The organism is Brevundimonas sp. D3-1P, assembly GCF_055809335.1.
In genome coordinates, this window is record NZ_CM147908.1 from 2,063,510 (window position 1) to 2,078,486 (window position 14,977).

The window sequence follows — 14,977 nt, forward strand, 5'->3', positions numbered from 1 at the left end:
GGCTTATGAAGGAAAACCGGCGGCAAGGCAACCGCAGCAAGCAATCGACATATAAGGCGCGGCATAAGGCTGGCGTTCGAAGGCATTTAGCGGATCGTCATCATCGTGCTAAGAGCCGCGCCCTTTATAGGGGCGGCGCTGTCGCCAGGGTTTTTGACTTCGGGAGAAGCACGAATGAGCAAGGTGCTGGTTATCGGCGCGGGCGGCGTCAGTTCGGTGGCCGTCCACAAGATGGCGATGAACACGGACATCTTCTCGCAAATCACCCTGGCCAGCCGCACCAAGTCCAAGTGCGACGCCATCGCCGAGTCGGTGAAGGCGCGCTTCGGCGTGGCCATCGACACGGCCGCCATCGACGCCGACGACGTGGCGGCGACCACCGCCCTGATTGAGCGGGTCGAGCCCCAGCTGGTGGTCAACCTGGCCCTGCCCTATCAGGATCTGTCGATCATGGACGCCTGCCTGGCCGCGGGCGTCGATTATCTGGACACCGCCAACTACGAGCCGCGCGACGAGGCCAAGTTCGAATACAGGTGGCAGTGGGCCTATCAGGACCGTTTCAAGGACGCGGGCCTGATGGCGCTGCTGGGTTCGGGCTTCGATCCCGGCGTGACCTCGGTCTTCACCACCTACGTCAAGAAACACCTGCTGGATTCCATCGAAACGCTGGACATCCTGGACTGCAACGGCGGCGACACCGGCCTGCCCTTCGCCACCAACTTCAACCCCGAGATCAACCTGCGCGAAGTGACGGCGAACTCGCGTCACTGGGAGAACGGCCAGTGGGTCGAGGGTCCGGCCCTGAGCCGCAAACAGACCTTCGACTTCGAGGGCGTCGGTCCGAAGAACATGTACCTCATGTATCATGAGGAACTGGAATCGCTGGCGAAATTCTATCCCGAGATCAAGCGCATCCGCTTCTGGATGACCTTCGGCGACAGCTATTTGAAGCACCTCGAAGTGCTGGAGAACATCGGCATGACCTCGATCGAGCCGATGATGTTCCAGGGTCGCGAGATCGTTCCGATCGAGTTCCTGAAGGCCCTGCTGCCGGAACCCGCCTCGCTGGGGCCGATCACCAAGGGCAAGACCAATATCGGCGTCATCGCCACCGGCCTGAAGGACGGGGTCAGGAAGACGGTCTACGTCAACAACATCTGCGACCACGAAGAGGCCTATGCCGAGACCGGCAACCAGGCCGTCAGCTACACCACCGGCGTGCCCGCCATGATCGGCGCGGCCCTGATGCTGACCGGCCAGTGGAGGGGCGACGGCGTGTTCAACATGGAGCAGCTGGATCCCGACCCCTTCATGGCGATGCTGAACCAGCACGGCCTGCCGTGGAAGGTTCAGGACCTGGACGCCCCTCTGGACTTCTGATCGGACCGACTGAATGCAGACCCAGGCCGGCGATCCGGGCGCCTTTGCGCATTTCGACCTGAACCGCGTCGCCTCGCCCGCCTTCGTGGTGGACGAGGCGGCCATCCGTCGCAATCTGTCCGTGCTGAAGGGCGTGCGCGACGGGGCGGAGGCGCGTGTGCTTCTGGCGCTGAAGGCGTTTTCGATGTGGTCGCTGGCCAATGTGGTCGGCGAATATCTCGACGGGGTCTGCGCCTCGGGCCTGTGGGAGGCGCGGCTGGCGCGCGAGTTCTATCAGGGCGAACTGACCACCTATTCGCCGGCCTATACGGCGCAGGATCTGCCCGAGATCCTGCGGCTGTCCGATCACGTCATCTTCAACAACCCAGCCCAGATCGCCCGGTTCGCCGACCTGATCGCCAAGGCCCGCGCCGAGGGTGAGGCGTTCGAGATCGGCCTCAGGCTGAACCCCGAACATTCCGAGGGCGAGGTCGCCAAATACGATCCGGCCCAGCCCTGTTCGCGCCTGGGCTTTCCCGTATCGCAGTTGAAACCGGAACATCTGATCGGAGTGGACGGCCTGCACATCCACGCCCTGTGCGAGCAGGATTTCCAGCCCTTGGCGCGCATCTGGGCGGCGGTGGAGCCCAAGCTTCAGCCGCTGCTGGGCGAGATCAAATGGCTGAACCTGGGCGGCGGCCACCATATCACCCGCGCCGATTATCAGCGGGACGATCTGGTCGCCTTCGTGCGCGACCTTCAGGCGCGTCACGGCGTTCAGGTTTATCTGGAGCCGGGCGAGGCCGCGGCCCTGGACGCCGGCATCCTGGTCGGCGAGGTGCTGGACGTCTTCGACAACGGCATGCCCATCGGCGTCACCGACATCTCCGCCACCTGCCATATGCCCGATGTGATCGAGGCGCCCTATCGTCCGGCCCTGCTGGGCGAGGCGGAACACGGGGTGACGGTGCGGCTGGGCGGACCGTCGTGCCTGGCCGGGGACATCATCGGCGACTATGTCTTCGCCCAGCGGCCGGCGCCCGGAACGCGGATCGCCTTCCTGGACCAGGCCCATTATTCGATGGTCAAGACCAACACCTTCAACGGCGTGCCCCTGCCGTCCATCGTACTGTGGAACAGCGAGACGGATGCGCTGAAGACGGTGCGCGACTTCGACTATCCGGCCTTCCGCGACCGCCTGTCCTGACGAGGGGCCGTCCAGGAAGGAGCGGCGACAACCGCCCCTTGCCCTCCTACTGGTCTTCGGGCGCGTCCGGCTCGGGCGCCTCGGGCTTTTTCGCCTCGGGTTGGGCCGTCGAACCGAGTTCGGTGACGATGATCCCTTCTGGCGCCTTGGACAGCTTGGACAGATCGCCGCCGGCGCGCAGCACGTCCAGCGCCCGCTCCAGCTGATAGTCCTTGTCTTTGGGGAAGTCCTCGCCCGGCGCCTCGCGCGGGGTGTGCGGCCCCTTGCGCTCGGCCCCGATGGAGGCGTCCAGCGCCGTGGCGTAGGCGGCCTCGGAATAGATGAAGCTGGAGCGCGAGACGATGCGCGCCTCGGCTTCCGACCGGGCGACTTCCAGGTCCGGCTCGATGCCGATCTTCTGGATCGAGGCGCCAGACGGCGTGTAGTAGCGCGCCGTCGTGATCGACAGGGCGCCGTCCTGCCCCTGGCGCAGGGGGATCACCGTCTGCACCGACCCCTTGCCGAAGCTGGTCAGGCCGACGACCGTGGCGCGCTGATGATCCTTCAGGGCGCCGGCGACGATTTCCGACGCCGAGGCCGAGCCGTAATTCACCAGCACGACCAGCGGCAGGCCGCCGGTGATGTCGCCGGGCTTTGCCGAATAGCGCTGAATCTGCTCGGGCTTGCGCCCCCGCTGGCTGACGATTTCGCCGCGCTCCAGGAAGGCGTCGGACACGTCGATGGCGGCGTTCAGCAGGCCCCCGCCGTTGTTGCGGAGGTCCAGCACATAGCCCTTAACGCCAGGCTTCTCGGCCTTGATCTTGGCGATGGCTTCGTTCAGCTCGCGGCCAGTGTTTTCGTTGAAGGTCGAGACGCGCAGATAACCGAAGTCGCCCTCGACCCGTCCGGTGACGGACTGGACCTTGATGACCTCGCGGGTCAGCGTGACCTCCAGCGGGTCGGAACCGTCGCGAAGGAACGTCACCTTGACGCTGGCGCCCACCGGACCGCGCAACTTCTCCGATACCTGGCTGACCGTCAGGCCGGCGGCGTTCTGGCCGTCGATGGAGGAGATGACATCGCCCGCCTGGACCCCGGCGCGGGCGGCCGGGCTGTCGTCCATCGGCGAAATGACCTTCACCATGCCGCCGTCGGCGCTGATGGTCAGGCCGACGCCCGAATACTGGCCCTCGGTCCGCTCGCGCAGTTCGTCGTAGTTGGAGGGCGGCAGGTAGTTGGAGTGCGGGTCCAGCGCCGTCATCATGCCGGCCAGGGCCGCCTCGATCAGCTTCTTGTTGTCGACGGGGACGACATAGGCCTGCTCGACGATGCCCACGACATCGCCGAACAACTCCAGCATGCGGAAGGTTTCGTTGCGAGGGGTCTGGCTGGAAACAGCGGCGGCGGACCCGCCGAGCACCAGTGCGGCGCAGCCGACGAGGAGCAATTTACGCATTCGGTCTCTTTCGGTCGGGCCGATCATTCAAGGCGCCCGTTGGAAGGGTAAGGCCCCGCAGACACGACCAAATCGTGGCGACGCAGCGTCCCTCCGATAAAATCAGCGTCAGGCGAGAATGCAAAGGACTATTGCAGCTTCACCGCAACCACGGCCCCGGATCTATGGGCCTTTCGTCGCGGCGCAGTTCGAAATAGACATCGCCGTCCGGCCCGCTGCGGCCCAGGGTCTGGCCGTCCGCGACGCGGGCGTCGCCATGGACCTCTATGCTCTCCAGCCCGGCGACGACGGCGCGCCAGCCAGGCCCCAGGTCCAGCACCACCACATTGCCCCAACCGGTCAGCGGCCCGGCGTAGGCGACCTTGGCGTCGGCGGGCGCCTTGACCGCCGCCCGGTCCGCCCGCCAGCGCCAGCCCGATGTCCCCTGCCCCCAGGTCTGGGTCGGCGCCCCGGCGACGGGCGGGCTGAGGCGGGCGCGATTGGCCGGCAGGCTGGCCGTGGGGGTCTCGACAGCCTGCGCCTCGGGCACGGCTCCGCCCAGTTCGCGGATGCGCCGCTCCAGCACATAGGCGGCGCGTTCGGCGGCGCGCGCCTCGGCGTTCAGCACGGCGGTCAGGGCGGTCTTGCGCGCCGTCAGCCCCTCGATCTCGGCCCGCCGATCGCCTTGCGCGCTCTCGGTCGTCAGCAGGCGTTCGGAGGACAGGACGGCCAGGCGGCGGATGCGCATGATCTCGGCCTGGCGCGCCGCCAGGGCCTTGGCGCGGGTCTCCAGGTCGGGGGTCATGGCCTTGAGCAGGATGGAGGCGCGCACGGTGTCGATGGCCTTGTCCGCCGGGACCAGCAGGGGCGGCGGCGGGCGGCGGCTCATCATCTGAAGCGCGCTGAGCAGCCGGCTCTGGGCGCCGCGCTCGCGCGCCAGGCCGGAGACCAGTTCGGCCTCGCGCTCGCTGAGTTGCCGCAGGCGGGCGCGCTGATCGTCGATCTGACGGTCGTCGTTGCGTTCGTCGACACGCAAGCTGGCCAGCCGCCGCTCCAGCTGGGCCAGTTCGGCCTTGGCGGCGTCGGCATCCGCGCGCAGCCGCCGCGCCCGCACCGCCTCGTCGCGATACTCGGCCTGGATTCGCGAAAGCTCGCTTTCGGGCGCCTGACGTCCCGTCGCCGGGGCGGCGATCAGCCCGGCCAGCAGGGCGACGACAACAGGAACGGGGGCGCGACGCATCAGTCGCGATGATACGGCGATCCGGCCAGGATGGTCACGGCCCGATACAGTTGCTCGGCCAGCAGGACTCGGGCCAAGGCATGGGGCCAGGTCTGGGGACCGAAGGCCAGGGTCGAGGCCGCGGCCGCGCGCACGCTGTCGTCCAGCCCGTCCGCCCCGCCGATGGCGAAGACCAGACGGCGCTCGCCCTGATCCCGCAGCCTGGCGACATGGTCGGCGAAGGCGCGCGAACCATAGGTCCGGCCCCGCTCGTCGCAGGCGATCAGGTGCGCCCCTTCGGCGGCGGCCAGGATCAGCTCCGCCTCCGCCGCCTTGCCCGGCTTCCTGGGCTCGAGGTCGATCAGTTCCAAAGGCCCCAGGCCCAGCGCGCGCCCCGCCAGGGTGGCGCGCCGGGCGTAGTCGTCGGCCAGCGTGGCCTCGGGCCCCCGGCCCGGTCGGCCGACGGCGACGATGCCCAGCTTCATCGGTCAGTCGCGCGCGGTGCGGTGCGCGGAATCGACGGCCCAGATCTTCTCGATGTTGTAGAAGGTGCGGACCTCGGGCCGGAACAGGTGAACGATCACGTCGCCCGCGTCGATCAGCACCCAGTCGCAGTGCGGCAGGCCCTCGACCTTGGCCTTGCCCAGCCCCTGTTCCTTCAGGGTGCGCAGCAGGTGGTCGGCGATGGCTCCGACATGGCGGTGCGACCGGCCGGACGCCACGATCATGGTGTCGGCCATGGCGCTCTTGCCCCTCAGGTCGATCAGGACGAGGTCCTGGGCCTTGTCCTCGTCGAGGCGGCTCAGCAGGGCTTCTTCCAGCGGGGTTGCGCCGATCGGGCGCGGCGCAGCGTCGTCGAAACCGCGCGGCGCGGCATCGAAATCGGCGTCGTCTTCGGAATGGAGAGGTTCGATAGGGTCCATCTCGTGCGCCGTATTCGAGACGGCGGCGTCTTGCGTATCGTACGCGGGCGAGGGGGTCAGCGGAGGGCTCCGGGAGCGTTGACTAAAGACGCCCTCTAGCACGGATGGGCCGAAACGTGAACCGGCGTCGAAATCACGCCCCCGTGGGCGCGCCGGGGCGGCGGCTTCCGGCGCCGCGAATGGCCGTCGAGGACAGCGGATTGAGCGGCGCGGTCAGATAGGTCCAGGCGGGAGCGGCCAGGACGGGCAACAGCCCCGCCTCCCGATCCGGCACGCGGAAGCCGGCGAACCGGGCGGCCGCCGGCGCCGTGCGGCTGTCAAGCAGCGACCCCGGCCGGGCGATCACCGCGACCGGCATCAGCCGCATGATGTCGGTCCAGCCGCGCCAACGGTGGAAGCTGGCCAGATTGTCCGACCCCATCAGCCAGACGAAATGCACGCCGGGATGCCGCGCGGCCAGCAGGCGCAGCGTGTCCACCGTCCAGGCCGTTCCCGCCCGGCTCTCGAAATCCGACACGATCATGGACGGGCCGCGCGCATGGGCGCGGGCCGAAGCCATCCGTTCGTCCAGGGGGGCGCTGTGAAGGGCGTCTTTCAGCGGGTTCTGAGGCGAGACCAGCCACACCACGCGGTCCAGCCCAAGGCGGCGCATGGCCGTTTCCGCGACATGGGCGTGACCGTCGTGCGCCGGATTGAACGACCCGCCGAACAGACCGACCTTCATGCCCGGCGCCAGGGTCAGGCCGTCGCGCAGCGCCCCGGATCGGGGGCCGGCGCCTTTGGGCGCGGGACCGGCGTGGAAGAAGGACAAGCGGCGTCTCGGGCGGCGGGGTTTTGCTCAGCGGCGCCCTTATAACGCGGGACTTTGTTCAGCCTACAGAAATCGTCGTCAGACCGCCGCCTCGAACAGGGCGTCGCGGGCGATGTCGGCGTGGGTCATGGGAAACAGGTGCCCGCCGCCCGCCACGATCTCCACGGTCACATTGGGCATGACGCGCGGCGCGACCGGCAAATGGGTCAGGGCGCCGTGCTCGGCCTTCAATATCCGCACCGGCCCCGGATAGCGCCGCAGCGCCCGCCACGGATCGTGCGCCTGGGCGACGTAGTTGGCCGCCTCCCACGCCGGGGCGGCGGCCAGGTCGAAACCGCCGCCGTCCGCCTTCAGACCCTCGGACAGATAGTCGGCCAGCACCGTGTCGGGCCAGCCCTTGAAGCCCCCCCGCCCGCGGTAGGCGGCCATGGCCTGTTCGCGGCTGTCGAACCGGCTGCGGCGGCGAAGCGTGGATTTGGCGATGGGGATGGCGCCCATGAAACGATGGGCGAAGGGCAGGTTGAAGGCCAGGACCGTCATCCGCCTCCAGATCACCGGATCGAAAAGCACCAGGCTGGAGACGCGGTCCGGCCGCTGGGCGGCCGCCAGCAGCGAGGCGGTTCCCCCCATCGAATGGCCGGCCATGACCACCGGCGGCCCGTCCAGGGTTTCCAGCAGGGCCAGCAGGTCGTCGCGATGGTCAAGCCAGCTGGTCTTTGGCCGGGTGAAGACCGGCAGGGTCGAACGCCCGTGGCCGCGCAGGTCCGGCGCCCAGATGCGCAGCGAGGTCGACAGCGGCGACAGCAGACTGCGATAGGTGGCGGCGTTGAAACCGTTGGCGTGGCTGAAGATCAGGTCGACCGGCCGGTTCGGATCGCCGAAATCCAGCACCGCCATCTCGCCGGCGCCCCAGCGGTTGTCGATCGGCACGGACAGGCGGCGCGGCGGGGACAGCAACGCCGCATCCATGATCACGCCGCCTCGCGACAGGCGGCGCAGCGCCCGTGCGCCTCTATGGTCGTGCGGGCGATGGCGTAGCCGGCGGCCGAGGCGGCGGCGCTCATGGCGCCCTGGTCGGGCCCGCTGACCTCGCGCGTCGCGCCGCAGCAGTCGCAGATCAGGAAGGCGGCGGCGTGGACGGCGTCCCCCTCGTCGCTACAGGCGACATAGGCGCTGATGGAGGCGATGCGGTGCGCCATGCCCAACCGCTCCAGAAATTCCAGCGCGCGATAGACGGTGGGCGGCTTGGCGGCCTGGCCGTCCTCGCCGAAGCGGGCGATCAGGTCATAGGCCTTGACCGGCTCTCCGGCCTCAAGCAGCAGGGCCAGGACCCGACGGCGCTGGGCCGTCATCCGCTCGCCCTGGCGGATCGCGCGCGCCTCGGCCGAGGCCAGGGCGCGATCCAGCGCGCCGCCCTTCAGGCCGGAATGGTCGTGGTCGTGATCGCAAGCGGCGCCCATGGCCCACAGCTAATGGCTGACGCCCTTCGCCGCAACACGCAAGCCGACGGTTTGCCGCTGGGTCGGGGTTGGGCTAGAAGGCCCGCCGCATACCACCATTTCCAGAGCGTCCTCGCTTCATGACCGACACGAACAACTCGCCGCTCGAAGGCAATGTCCTGTTTTACACCAATCCCGAGCCGCTGGATCAGAGCGTTCACGGGACCTTGGGCGTCAATCCGTCCGACAAGCCCTACGCCTTCGTGGCCCAGACCAACATCGTGCCGCTGACGGTCACGGAATTCGCGGCCGCCGCCCTGTCCTATCCGATCATCTTCACCGGCGAGAACCGCCAGCCGGTGGTGGTCATGGGCCTGCGGCAGGGCGAGAACCTGTTCGTCGCCGACGACGGCGAGTTCCGCGGCGACGCCTATGTGCCCGCCTATGTGCGCCGCTATCCGTTCGTCTTCGCCGACGACAAGCAGAACCAGCGCCTGATCCTGTGCATCGACCGCGGCGCGGCCATCGTCGCCGAGGGCGGCCAGAACCCGCTGTTCGTCGATGGCCAGCCCAGCGACTACACCAATATGGCGATGGAGTTCTGCAACAACTTCGAGCAGGAGCGCCAACGCACCGAAAGCTTCGTCCAGTTGATCAAGGACCTCGACCTGCTGGACACCCGCGACGCCGTCTTCACGCCGCGCAACCCCGACGGCACGCCGGGCGAGCCGCAGAAGCTGGCCGAATACTTCGCCGTGTCGGAAGACAAGCTGCGCGCCTTGCCGGCCGAGAAGCTGGCCGAACTGCGCGACAACGGCGCCCTGGGCCAGATCTACGCCCACCTGGTGTCGCTGCTGGGCTGGGACCGCCTGATCGCCCTGGCCTTCCTGCGCCAAGCCCAGCCGGCGACCGTCAACTAGGACGGACGTTCGGACCAAATAGACGCCCCGACGGTTCGCGCCGTCGGGGCGTTTTGGTTTTCAGCGCCGCGAGAAGACCGCCCGCGTCAGGCATGAGAAGACCAGCCGCCCCGCCTCGTCCAGCAGGTCGTGGGAGGCGATGACGATGCCCTTTTCGTCCCCGACCGGATCCTTGCCCATCACCGTCATCCGCCCGCGCAGCAGCTCGCCCGCCGGGGGATTGCGCATATAGCGCAGGCCGTCGACGGCCAGGACCTTGGTCTGGGCCCAGCCGCCGGACTTGTCGGCGGCCAGGCGGCTCCACAGAACATAGACCATGGCGTCCGGCGCGCCGTAGGCTGCGTCCCAGCCGGGCGAGAACCGCTCGACGAAGACGTCCAGCGCCGCCTGATCCACCGCACAGGCGCCCAGGGGCACGACCCGACCCACCTCCAGGTCTTCGAAATGGACGTGCAGCGGGTCGCTCATGCGCGGGGCCTTGTCTAAGCGGGGTCGGGCGGGATCAGGCGGGTTCCTCGGAAACCCGGACCAGCAGCTTGCCGTCGTGATCGCCGGTGAACAAGCGATTCAGCGAATCCACGGCGCCTTCCAGGCCGTCGTCGACGTGCACCTTCCACTTCACCCGGCCGTCGGCCAGCCACGGCCCCATCTCGGCGACCATCTCTCTGGCGCGCGCGGCGTAGTCCAGGACCAGGAAGCCCTGGACGTGCAGGCGATGGGTGATGATGCGCGCGAAGTTCGGCGAAGGCGGCGCCTTGGTGGCGTTGTAGGACGACACGAGACCGCACACGGCCATGCGGCCTTGCACCTTCAGGCGATTGAACACGGCGATCATGATGTCGCCGTCGACGTTCTCGAAATTCAGATCGACGCCGTCTGGGGCCAGACGATCCAGCGCCTGGCCCACATCCTCGTTCTTGTAGTCTATGGCCGCATCGAGGCCGAGCTCGTCGACCAGCCAGGCGCATTTCCGCGGCCCGCCAGCGATGCCGACGACGCGGCAGCCGCGCTGTTTGGCGATCTGGCCGGCGATGGAGCCGACCGCGCCCGCCGCCGCCGAGATGACGATCGTCTCGCCGGCCTGAGCCTTCAGCACGTCGGTCACGCCGAAATAGGCGGTCAGGCCGGTCATGCCGAGCACCGACATATTGGCCGTCAGCGGCAGACCGGGCGCGCGATGGACGGGACGCAGGGCCGCCTCGGGCACGACGGCGTAGTCGGCCCAGCCGCCGGAGATCGGCATGACCACGTCTCCGGCCTTGAACCGCTGGGCGCGGCTGTCCTCCACCACGCCCAAGGTCAGGCCGCGCATGACCTCGCCCAGGCCCACCGGCGGCAGATAGCCTTCAGAATCGTTCATCCAGGTGCGGTTGGTCGGGTCCAGCGACAGATAGACGGTACGGACCAGCACCTCGCCCTCGGCCAGGTCGGGCACGGGCGTCTCGATCAATTCAAGATCCCCGGGCTGTAACAATCCTTTAGGGCGCTGGCGCAGCACCCACTGACGATTTGTCCTGTGTTCCCGCGAAGCCATCGACGTCTCTCCTGAAGGTTCTTTGACCACCATCTTGGCCCGGCCGCTGCCGTCGGTCGAGCGGCAGGCCAAGAAAAAAGCGGCCCTTTCGGACCGCTTTGAAGTGGCGTCATCGAGAATGAGGCGCGGAGGCGGCAGACCGGCAGTGGCCAGTCTAAGTCGGGGGGGCGTCGCCGCCTCCGCATGCCGATAACGACGCCGACCAACGGGGGTTCCCGCCGCGCATCTTTTCTTTCGCCCCGGCGCCGCCCAGATAAGGAAGCCCCGTCGCTTCGAGCGAACGGGGCCTCCGACATTATAGGATTCGAGAAGGATCCAGGGGCTTAAGCGGCCTGTTTCTGTCGCGAGGGATGGAAGAACAGGGCTTGGCTGATCGCCGCCTTCACTGTCTCGGGCTGGAACGGCTTGGTGATCAGGAAGGTCGGTTCGGGCCGCTCGCCGGTCAGCAGGCGTTCCGGGAAGGCGGTGATGAAGATCACCGGCACGTCCATCGTCTTCAGAATGTCCTTGACCGCGTCGATGCCGGAAGAGCCGTCGGCCAACTGGATGTCGGCCAGGACCAGGCCCGGCTTGTGGCGAGCGACAGCCTCGATGGCCTCGTCATGGGTAGTGGCGGTGCCGGTGACTCGGTGGCCCAACTCCTGCACCAGGCTCTGGATATCGGCCGAAATGATGGCCTCGTCCTCGATCACCAGAACGTCGGTGGCCAGTTCGGCGTCGATGTCGGCCTGAGCGTCGGCGATCAGCCGTTCGACGTCGCGGGGATCGGCCGAAAGAATTTGGGCGGCTTCGGACGGAGTAAACCCTTCCAGGGCCGTCAGCAGGAAGGCCTGACGCGATCGAGGCGCGATGCGCAGCAGACGCTGGGAGGCGTCGGCGCCCGTCGTCTCCAGGCCGCCGCTCTCAAGCTGGGCGCCGGTCGAGGACCAGATGGCGTGAAACACGTGATACAAGGCCACGCGCGGCGTCATGTCCGGCGACAGCTGTTGCTCGCCCGCCGCCAGAGCTTCGAGCGCGACGCGCACATAGTTGTCGCCCGTGGATTGATCGCCGGTCAGGGCGCGGGCGTAGCGACGCACATAAGGCAGGTGCGGCGCGAGTCTAGCCAAAAGGCTCATTCAGAAAGTCCCCGACAAATCTCCGCCCTCCCGGCAAGGGAAAGCGCTACAGCGGACATAAACGTATCATATCCGTCGCGGTTCCCAGCCTTCGACCAAGCTTGAGCTTAAAATATCGGCGTCGCAGGAACCGGCGCGCGGGGACGACGTTAGGTTGGCATCTCGCGAAGACGTTGGGTGGGCCTTGTTCTGTCTATGATTGATTCTACCGACTCCTCGGGCGCCAGCGGCGCGGACCGCAAAGGGGAGGCGGACCTCGAAGAAGCGCGCCTTCGCCAACAGGCCATCGGCGTCAAGCTGCGGCATATGTTCGACGAAGTCGTCAACGAACCGGTGCCGGACGAGTTCCTGGAAATCCTGAAGCGCGCCGACGCCAAGGCGGCGTTGGACGGTCCCGCATGAGCACCTCACGCCTGGGAGCCGCCCCCAAGCCGGCGTCCGCCGACGACGAGGGCTTCAAGCGCGAGCTGGTCCTGCTGATCCCGCATCTGCGCGCCTTCGCCCGCACCCTGACCGGCGATCCCACCGCCGCCGACGATCTGGCGCAGGACGCCATGATGAAGGCCTGGGACGCGCGCGCCAGCTATCAGATGGGCACCAACATGAAGGCCTGGACCTTCATGATCCTTCGCAACCAGTTCTATTCCGAGAAGCGCCGATCGTGGCGTCAGTCGCAGCTGGACCAGGAAGCCGCCGAACGCACCCTGGTCGCCGTGGACGACCCGGAAGCGCCCGTCGCCCTGGACGAGTTGCGCCAGGCGCTGAAGACCTTGCCGGAGGAACAGCGCGAAGCCCTGATCCTGGTCGGCGCCGGCGGCTTCGCCTACGAAGAGGCGGCCGAAATCTGCGGGTGCGCGGTCGGCACGGTCAAGAGCCGCGTCAGCCGCGCGCGCCGCGCGCTTCAGGCCACGCTGGAGAAGGGTGGATACAGCCGCGACGGCCAGGCGGCCGGAGAGGCGATGCGGACGATCTTGGGCGAGGCCGACAGGCTGGCCGGCGCACGGGGCTGATCGGCGGTGAATGCGCCGTCCCACGCCGCAGGGCCGCGCCCGGGTCGCACGTGGACGAAGGACCGATTCCAAGGCATTCGTTTTCGACTGGGCGCGGCCATGGCCATGGCCCTGCTGCCGATCTTCGTCCTCAGCCTGATCCAGACCCAGGCCGATTTCCGCCGCCAGGCCGAGGATCGGCAGGTCGATCTGCAACTCGCGGCGGAACGCAGCGCCTCGGACGCCAAGGCCCAGCTGGACAGCGCCCAGGTGTTGCTGCGCGCTCTCAGTCCCGACGCCACCGGCCCTTATTGCGCTGCGCGGCTGACCGCCCTGGTCGGCCAGCTGGAGGGCTATGAGGGCCTCTATCGCATCAGTCCGACGGGCGAGGCCGTCTGCGCCTCGGGCCGGCCCGACGGCCTGCGTTCGGGCGTGGCCCCGGCCGCGCGCGCCCAATGGTTCCAGCGTCTGCGCGAAGGCGAGGAAATGGTCGTCATGCGGGCGCCCGACGACGCCGGCTATCGCGCCGCCCTGATCGTCGCGACGCGGGCCGAGCGGCCGATGGGCCGGTTCGACGGCGCCATGGCCGCGGTCATTCCGCTGTCGGCGCTGCAAACCGATCTGGACGATCCGGCCCTGCCCTCCGGCTCCCAGGCCGCCCTGACCGACGGGGCGGGACGCATTCTGACCGCCAGCGATCCCGGCGCCTTCATTCTGGCGGGCGACGACGACATCGCCGATTGGGTGGAACGGGCGCGAAGCCAGGGCTCGGCCGTGTTCGACGCGCGCGACGCCGCCGGCGCCCGGCGCGACTACGCCGGGGCGGCCCTGGCCGGCGGCGACCTCTACGCCCTGCTGTCCGCGCCGTCGCAAGGCCTGTTGTCCTGGGCGCGGCTGAATCCGATCGGGACGCTGCTGCTGCCGCTGGGGGCGTGGCTGACGGCCTTCGCGGCGGTGATGCTTCTGTCCGAGCGCATCTTCATCCGCTGGCTGGACTATCTGGAGCGGGTGGCGGCCATCTATGCGCGGGGCCGGTTTTCTGTGCGCCCGCTGCAAGCCATGAACGCGCCCGCCGAGATCCGCACCATGGCCAAGACCCTGGACGAGATGGCCGAGGCCATCACCGTGCGCGACCGCGAGCTGACCGACGCCCTGGCCGAAAAGGACGCGCTGATGCGCGAGATCCACCACCGGGTGAAGAACAATCTGCAGATCATCTCGTCCCTGCTGTCGATGCAGCAGCGGGCCCTGACCGACGCGCCGGCCAAGGCGGCCCTGGGCGACACGCGCCAGCGGATTTCGGCCCTGGCCCTGATCTACCGCACCCTCTACCAGAGCGCCGACATCCGCCACGCGGACGCGTGCGAGTTCCTGAACGAACTGGTCGGCCAGCTGGTGGCCAGCGAGGCAGGCCGCGGGCCCGTGGTGGTCAGTTCGGTGGACGCCGATTCCCTGCACGTCGATCCCGACAAGCTGGCGCCCTTGGCCCTGTGGCTGGTCGAGGCGGTGACGAACGCCCAGAAGCACGCCTTCGCCCTGCGCGGCGGCATGCTGAAGGTGCGTTTCCGCGTCCAGGGCGACACCTCGGTTCTCGAAGTCGAGGACGACGGGCCAGGCGCCCCCGCCGGCGCCGAGGTCGGGGTGGGCCGCACCCTGATGAGCGCCTTCGCCAAACAGCTTCGCGGCGAGACCGAGTTCTTACCCGCGCCGACCGGCGGCACCATCGCCCGCATGACCTTCGCCACGCCCGAGGCGCTCATCCCCGTCGACCCGGCCGACACGTCGTCCGCAGCCAAAGGAACCGGAGCCGTGGCGTCGCGTTGATCCGGCAGGACCGAGGCGTTCACCTCGGCTAACCCCCGGAGTTTCCTGATGCGCAAGATTTTCGTTCTGGTCGCCGCCGCCGCCGCCCTGACCACCGCCGCCTGCAACACCGTCGAAGGCGTGGGTCGCGACACCCAGGCCGCCGGCCAAGCCGTGACCGGCGCCGCCCAAGACGTCAAGAACTGATTTCGAAGCAGCCTCGGCTGCTTCGACAGACTTG

17 protein-coding genes are annotated in these 14,977 nt (G+C 68.3%); 7 read left to right on the top strand and 10 right to left on the bottom strand.

All coding sequences use genetic code 11. From position 1 onward, the window contains the following. Positions 1 to 174: 174 nt before the first annotated feature. The gene (locus tag AC0L6G_RS10515) at positions 175 to 1,380 is read left to right on the top strand and encodes a saccharopine dehydrogenase family protein (protein WP_293826907.1); all 1,206 of its coding nucleotides are present in this window, start codon (positions 175 to 177) and stop codon (positions 1,378 to 1,380) included. Between the two features lie 13 nt (positions 1,381 to 1,393). After that, entirely contained in the window at positions 1,394 to 2,566 is a 1,173-nt protein-coding gene (locus AC0L6G_RS10520; RefSeq protein ID WP_293826908.1) for a carboxynorspermidine decarboxylase, read from the top strand. Positions 2,567 to 2,612: 46 nt separating this feature from the next. Here the strand turns inward: AC0L6G_RS10520 and AC0L6G_RS10525 are convergent, their stop codons facing one another. From AC0L6G_RS10525 to AC0L6G_RS10555, 7 genes are all read right to left on the bottom strand, one after another. Continuing rightward, a complete protein-coding gene (locus tag AC0L6G_RS10525) occupies positions 2,613 to 4,001 on the bottom strand; it encodes a S41 family peptidase (protein ID WP_293826909.1) in 1,389 nt (462 codons plus the stop codon). Positions 4,002 to 4,140: 139 nt separating this feature from the next. Further along, positions 4,141 to 5,220 (bottom strand): murein hydrolase activator EnvC family protein, encoded by a 1,080-nt coding sequence (locus AC0L6G_RS10530; RefSeq protein WP_293826910.1) that lies wholly within the window; start codon positions 5,218 to 5,220, stop codon positions 4,141 to 4,143. After that, positions 5,220 to 5,684, bottom strand: coding sequence for a 23S rRNA (pseudouridine(1915)-N(3))-methyltransferase RlmH (gene rlmH / locus AC0L6G_RS10535; RefSeq protein WP_291536979.1), 465 nt, complete (start codon positions 5,682 to 5,684; stop codon positions 5,220 to 5,222). Before rlmH ends, AC0L6G_RS10530 begins: the two co-directional genes overlap by 1 nt. A 3-nt stretch (positions 5,685 to 5,687) precedes the next feature. Further along, positions 5,688 to 6,122, bottom strand: coding sequence for a ribosome silencing factor (rsfS, locus tag AC0L6G_RS10540; protein ID WP_473252169.1), 435 nt, complete (start codon positions 6,120 to 6,122; stop codon positions 5,688 to 5,690). A 133-nt stretch (positions 6,123 to 6,255) separates the two neighbouring features. Beyond that, on the bottom strand, positions 6,256 to 6,933 hold the full coding sequence (locus AC0L6G_RS10545; RefSeq protein ID WP_293826912.1) for a nicotinate-nucleotide adenylyltransferase: 678 nt from the start codon (positions 6,931 to 6,933) through the stop codon (positions 6,256 to 6,258). A 78-nt stretch (positions 6,934 to 7,011) separates the two neighbouring features. After that, positions 7,012 to 7,902: an alpha/beta fold hydrolase gene (locus tag AC0L6G_RS10550; RefSeq protein ID WP_293826913.1), complete on the bottom strand. Its 891-nt coding sequence runs from the start codon at positions 7,900 to 7,902 to the stop codon at positions 7,012 to 7,014. A gap of 2 nt (positions 7,903 to 7,904) precedes the next feature. Then, positions 7,905 to 8,393 carry a Fur family transcriptional regulator gene (locus AC0L6G_RS10555; protein ID WP_291536986.1) on the bottom strand — a complete coding sequence of 163 codons (489 nt, stop codon included), beginning with the start codon at positions 8,391 to 8,393 and terminating at the stop codon, positions 7,905 to 7,907. A gap of 119 nt (positions 8,394 to 8,512) precedes the next feature. Between AC0L6G_RS10555 and AC0L6G_RS10560 the strand changes: the two genes are divergently transcribed. After that, on the top strand, positions 8,513 to 9,292 hold the full coding sequence (locus AC0L6G_RS10560; RefSeq protein ID WP_293826915.1) for a SapC family protein: 780 nt from the start codon (positions 8,513 to 8,515) through the stop codon (positions 9,290 to 9,292). 60 nt (positions 9,293 to 9,352) lie between these two features. Here AC0L6G_RS10560 and AC0L6G_RS10565 read toward each other — a convergent pair whose 3' ends face one another. The 3 genes from AC0L6G_RS10565 to phyR all read right to left on the bottom strand — a co-directional run bounded on the left by AC0L6G_RS10565 (position 9,353) and on the right by phyR (position 11,944). Beyond that, positions 9,353 to 9,760: a hotdog family protein gene (locus AC0L6G_RS10565; RefSeq protein WP_293826917.1), complete on the bottom strand. Its 408-nt coding sequence runs from the start codon at positions 9,758 to 9,760 to the stop codon at positions 9,353 to 9,355. Between the two features lie 34 nt (positions 9,761 to 9,794). Continuing rightward, positions 9,795 to 10,859 (bottom strand): NADP-dependent oxidoreductase, encoded by a 1,065-nt coding sequence (locus AC0L6G_RS10570; protein ID WP_473252170.1) that lies wholly within the window; start codon positions 10,857 to 10,859, stop codon positions 9,795 to 9,797. Positions 10,860 to 11,149: 290 nt separating this feature from the next. Beyond that, the gene (phyR, locus tag AC0L6G_RS10575; RefSeq protein ID WP_291536992.1) at positions 11,150 to 11,944 is read right to left on the bottom strand and encodes an anti-anti sigma factor/receiver protein PhyR; all 795 of its coding nucleotides are present in this window, start codon (positions 11,942 to 11,944) and stop codon (positions 11,150 to 11,152) included. A 195-nt stretch (positions 11,945 to 12,139) separates the two neighbouring features. On the opposite strand from phyR, the gene nepR reads away from it, so the two are divergent. The 4 genes from nepR (at position 12,140) to AC0L6G_RS10595 (ending at position 14,943) form a co-directional block, all read left to right on the top strand. After that, positions 12,140 to 12,346, top strand: coding sequence for an anti-sigma T factor NepR (gene nepR / locus AC0L6G_RS10580; protein WP_293826921.1), 207 nt, complete (start codon positions 12,140 to 12,142; stop codon positions 12,344 to 12,346). After that, positions 12,343 to 12,954, top strand: coding sequence for a sigma-70 family RNA polymerase sigma factor (locus AC0L6G_RS10585; protein ID WP_087120860.1), 612 nt, complete (start codon positions 12,343 to 12,345; stop codon positions 12,952 to 12,954). Before nepR ends, AC0L6G_RS10585 begins: the two co-directional genes overlap by 4 nt. Positions 12,955 to 13,053: 99 nt before the next feature. Continuing rightward, positions 13,054 to 14,757 carry a sensor histidine kinase PhyK gene (gene phyK / locus AC0L6G_RS10590; protein WP_293826923.1) on the top strand — a complete coding sequence of 568 codons (1,704 nt, stop codon included), beginning with the start codon at positions 13,054 to 13,056 and terminating at the stop codon, positions 14,755 to 14,757. A 48-nt stretch (positions 14,758 to 14,805) separates the two neighbouring features. Continuing rightward, positions 14,806 to 14,943, top strand: coding sequence for an entericidin A/B family lipoprotein (locus AC0L6G_RS10595; RefSeq protein WP_291536996.1), 138 nt, complete (start codon positions 14,806 to 14,808; stop codon positions 14,941 to 14,943). Positions 14,944 to 14,977 lie beyond the last annotated feature (34 nt).

Coding starts and splice junctions, on each gene's coding strand:
- AC0L6G_RS10530 (WP_293826910.1), bottom strand. CDS start 5,220: ATGCGTCGCGCCCCCGTTCCTGTTGTCGTCGCCCTGCTGGCCGGGCTG.
- AC0L6G_RS10555 (WP_291536986.1), bottom strand. CDS start 8,393: ATGGGCGCCGCTTGCGATCACGACCACGACCATTCCGGCCTGAAGGGC.
- nepR (WP_293826921.1), top strand. CDS start 12,140: ATGATTGATTCTACCGACTCCTCGGGCGCCAGCGGCGCGGACCGCAAA.
- rlmH (WP_291536979.1), bottom strand. CDS start 5,684: ATGAAGCTGGGCATCGTCGCCGTCGGCCGACCGGGCCGGGGGCCCGAG.
- phyR (WP_291536992.1), bottom strand. CDS start 11,944: ATGAGCCTTTTGGCTAGACTCGCGCCGCACCTGCCTTATGTGCGTCGC.
- AC0L6G_RS10560 (WP_293826915.1), top strand. CDS start 8,513: ATGACCGACACGAACAACTCGCCGCTCGAAGGCAATGTCCTGTTTTAC.
- AC0L6G_RS10520 (WP_293826908.1), top strand. CDS start 1,394: ATGCAGACCCAGGCCGGCGATCCGGGCGCCTTTGCGCATTTCGACCTG.
- AC0L6G_RS10550 (WP_293826913.1), bottom strand. CDS start 7,902: ATGGATGCGGCGTTGCTGTCCCCGCCGCGCCGCCTGTCCGTGCCGATC.
- AC0L6G_RS10595 (WP_291536996.1), top strand. CDS start 14,806: ATGCGCAAGATTTTCGTTCTGGTCGCCGCCGCCGCCGCCCTGACCACC.
- AC0L6G_RS10585 (WP_087120860.1), top strand. CDS start 12,343: ATGAGCACCTCACGCCTGGGAGCCGCCCCCAAGCCGGCGTCCGCCGAC.
- rsfS (WP_473252169.1), bottom strand. CDS start 6,122: ATGGACCCTATCGAACCTCTCCATTCCGAAGACGACGCCGATTTCGAT.
- AC0L6G_RS10525 (WP_293826909.1), bottom strand. CDS start 4,001: ATGCGTAAATTGCTCCTCGTCGGCTGCGCCGCACTGGTGCTCGGCGGG.
- AC0L6G_RS10565 (WP_293826917.1), bottom strand. CDS start 9,760: ATGAGCGACCCGCTGCACGTCCATTTCGAAGACCTGGAGGTGGGTCGG.
- phyK (WP_293826923.1), top strand. CDS start 13,054: ATGGCCATGGCCCTGCTGCCGATCTTCGTCCTCAGCCTGATCCAGACC.
- AC0L6G_RS10515 (WP_293826907.1), top strand. CDS start 175: ATGAGCAAGGTGCTGGTTATCGGCGCGGGCGGCGTCAGTTCGGTGGCC.
- AC0L6G_RS10570 (WP_473252170.1), bottom strand. CDS start 10,859: ATGGTGGTCAAAGAACCTTCAGGAGAGACGTCGATGGCTTCGCGGGAA.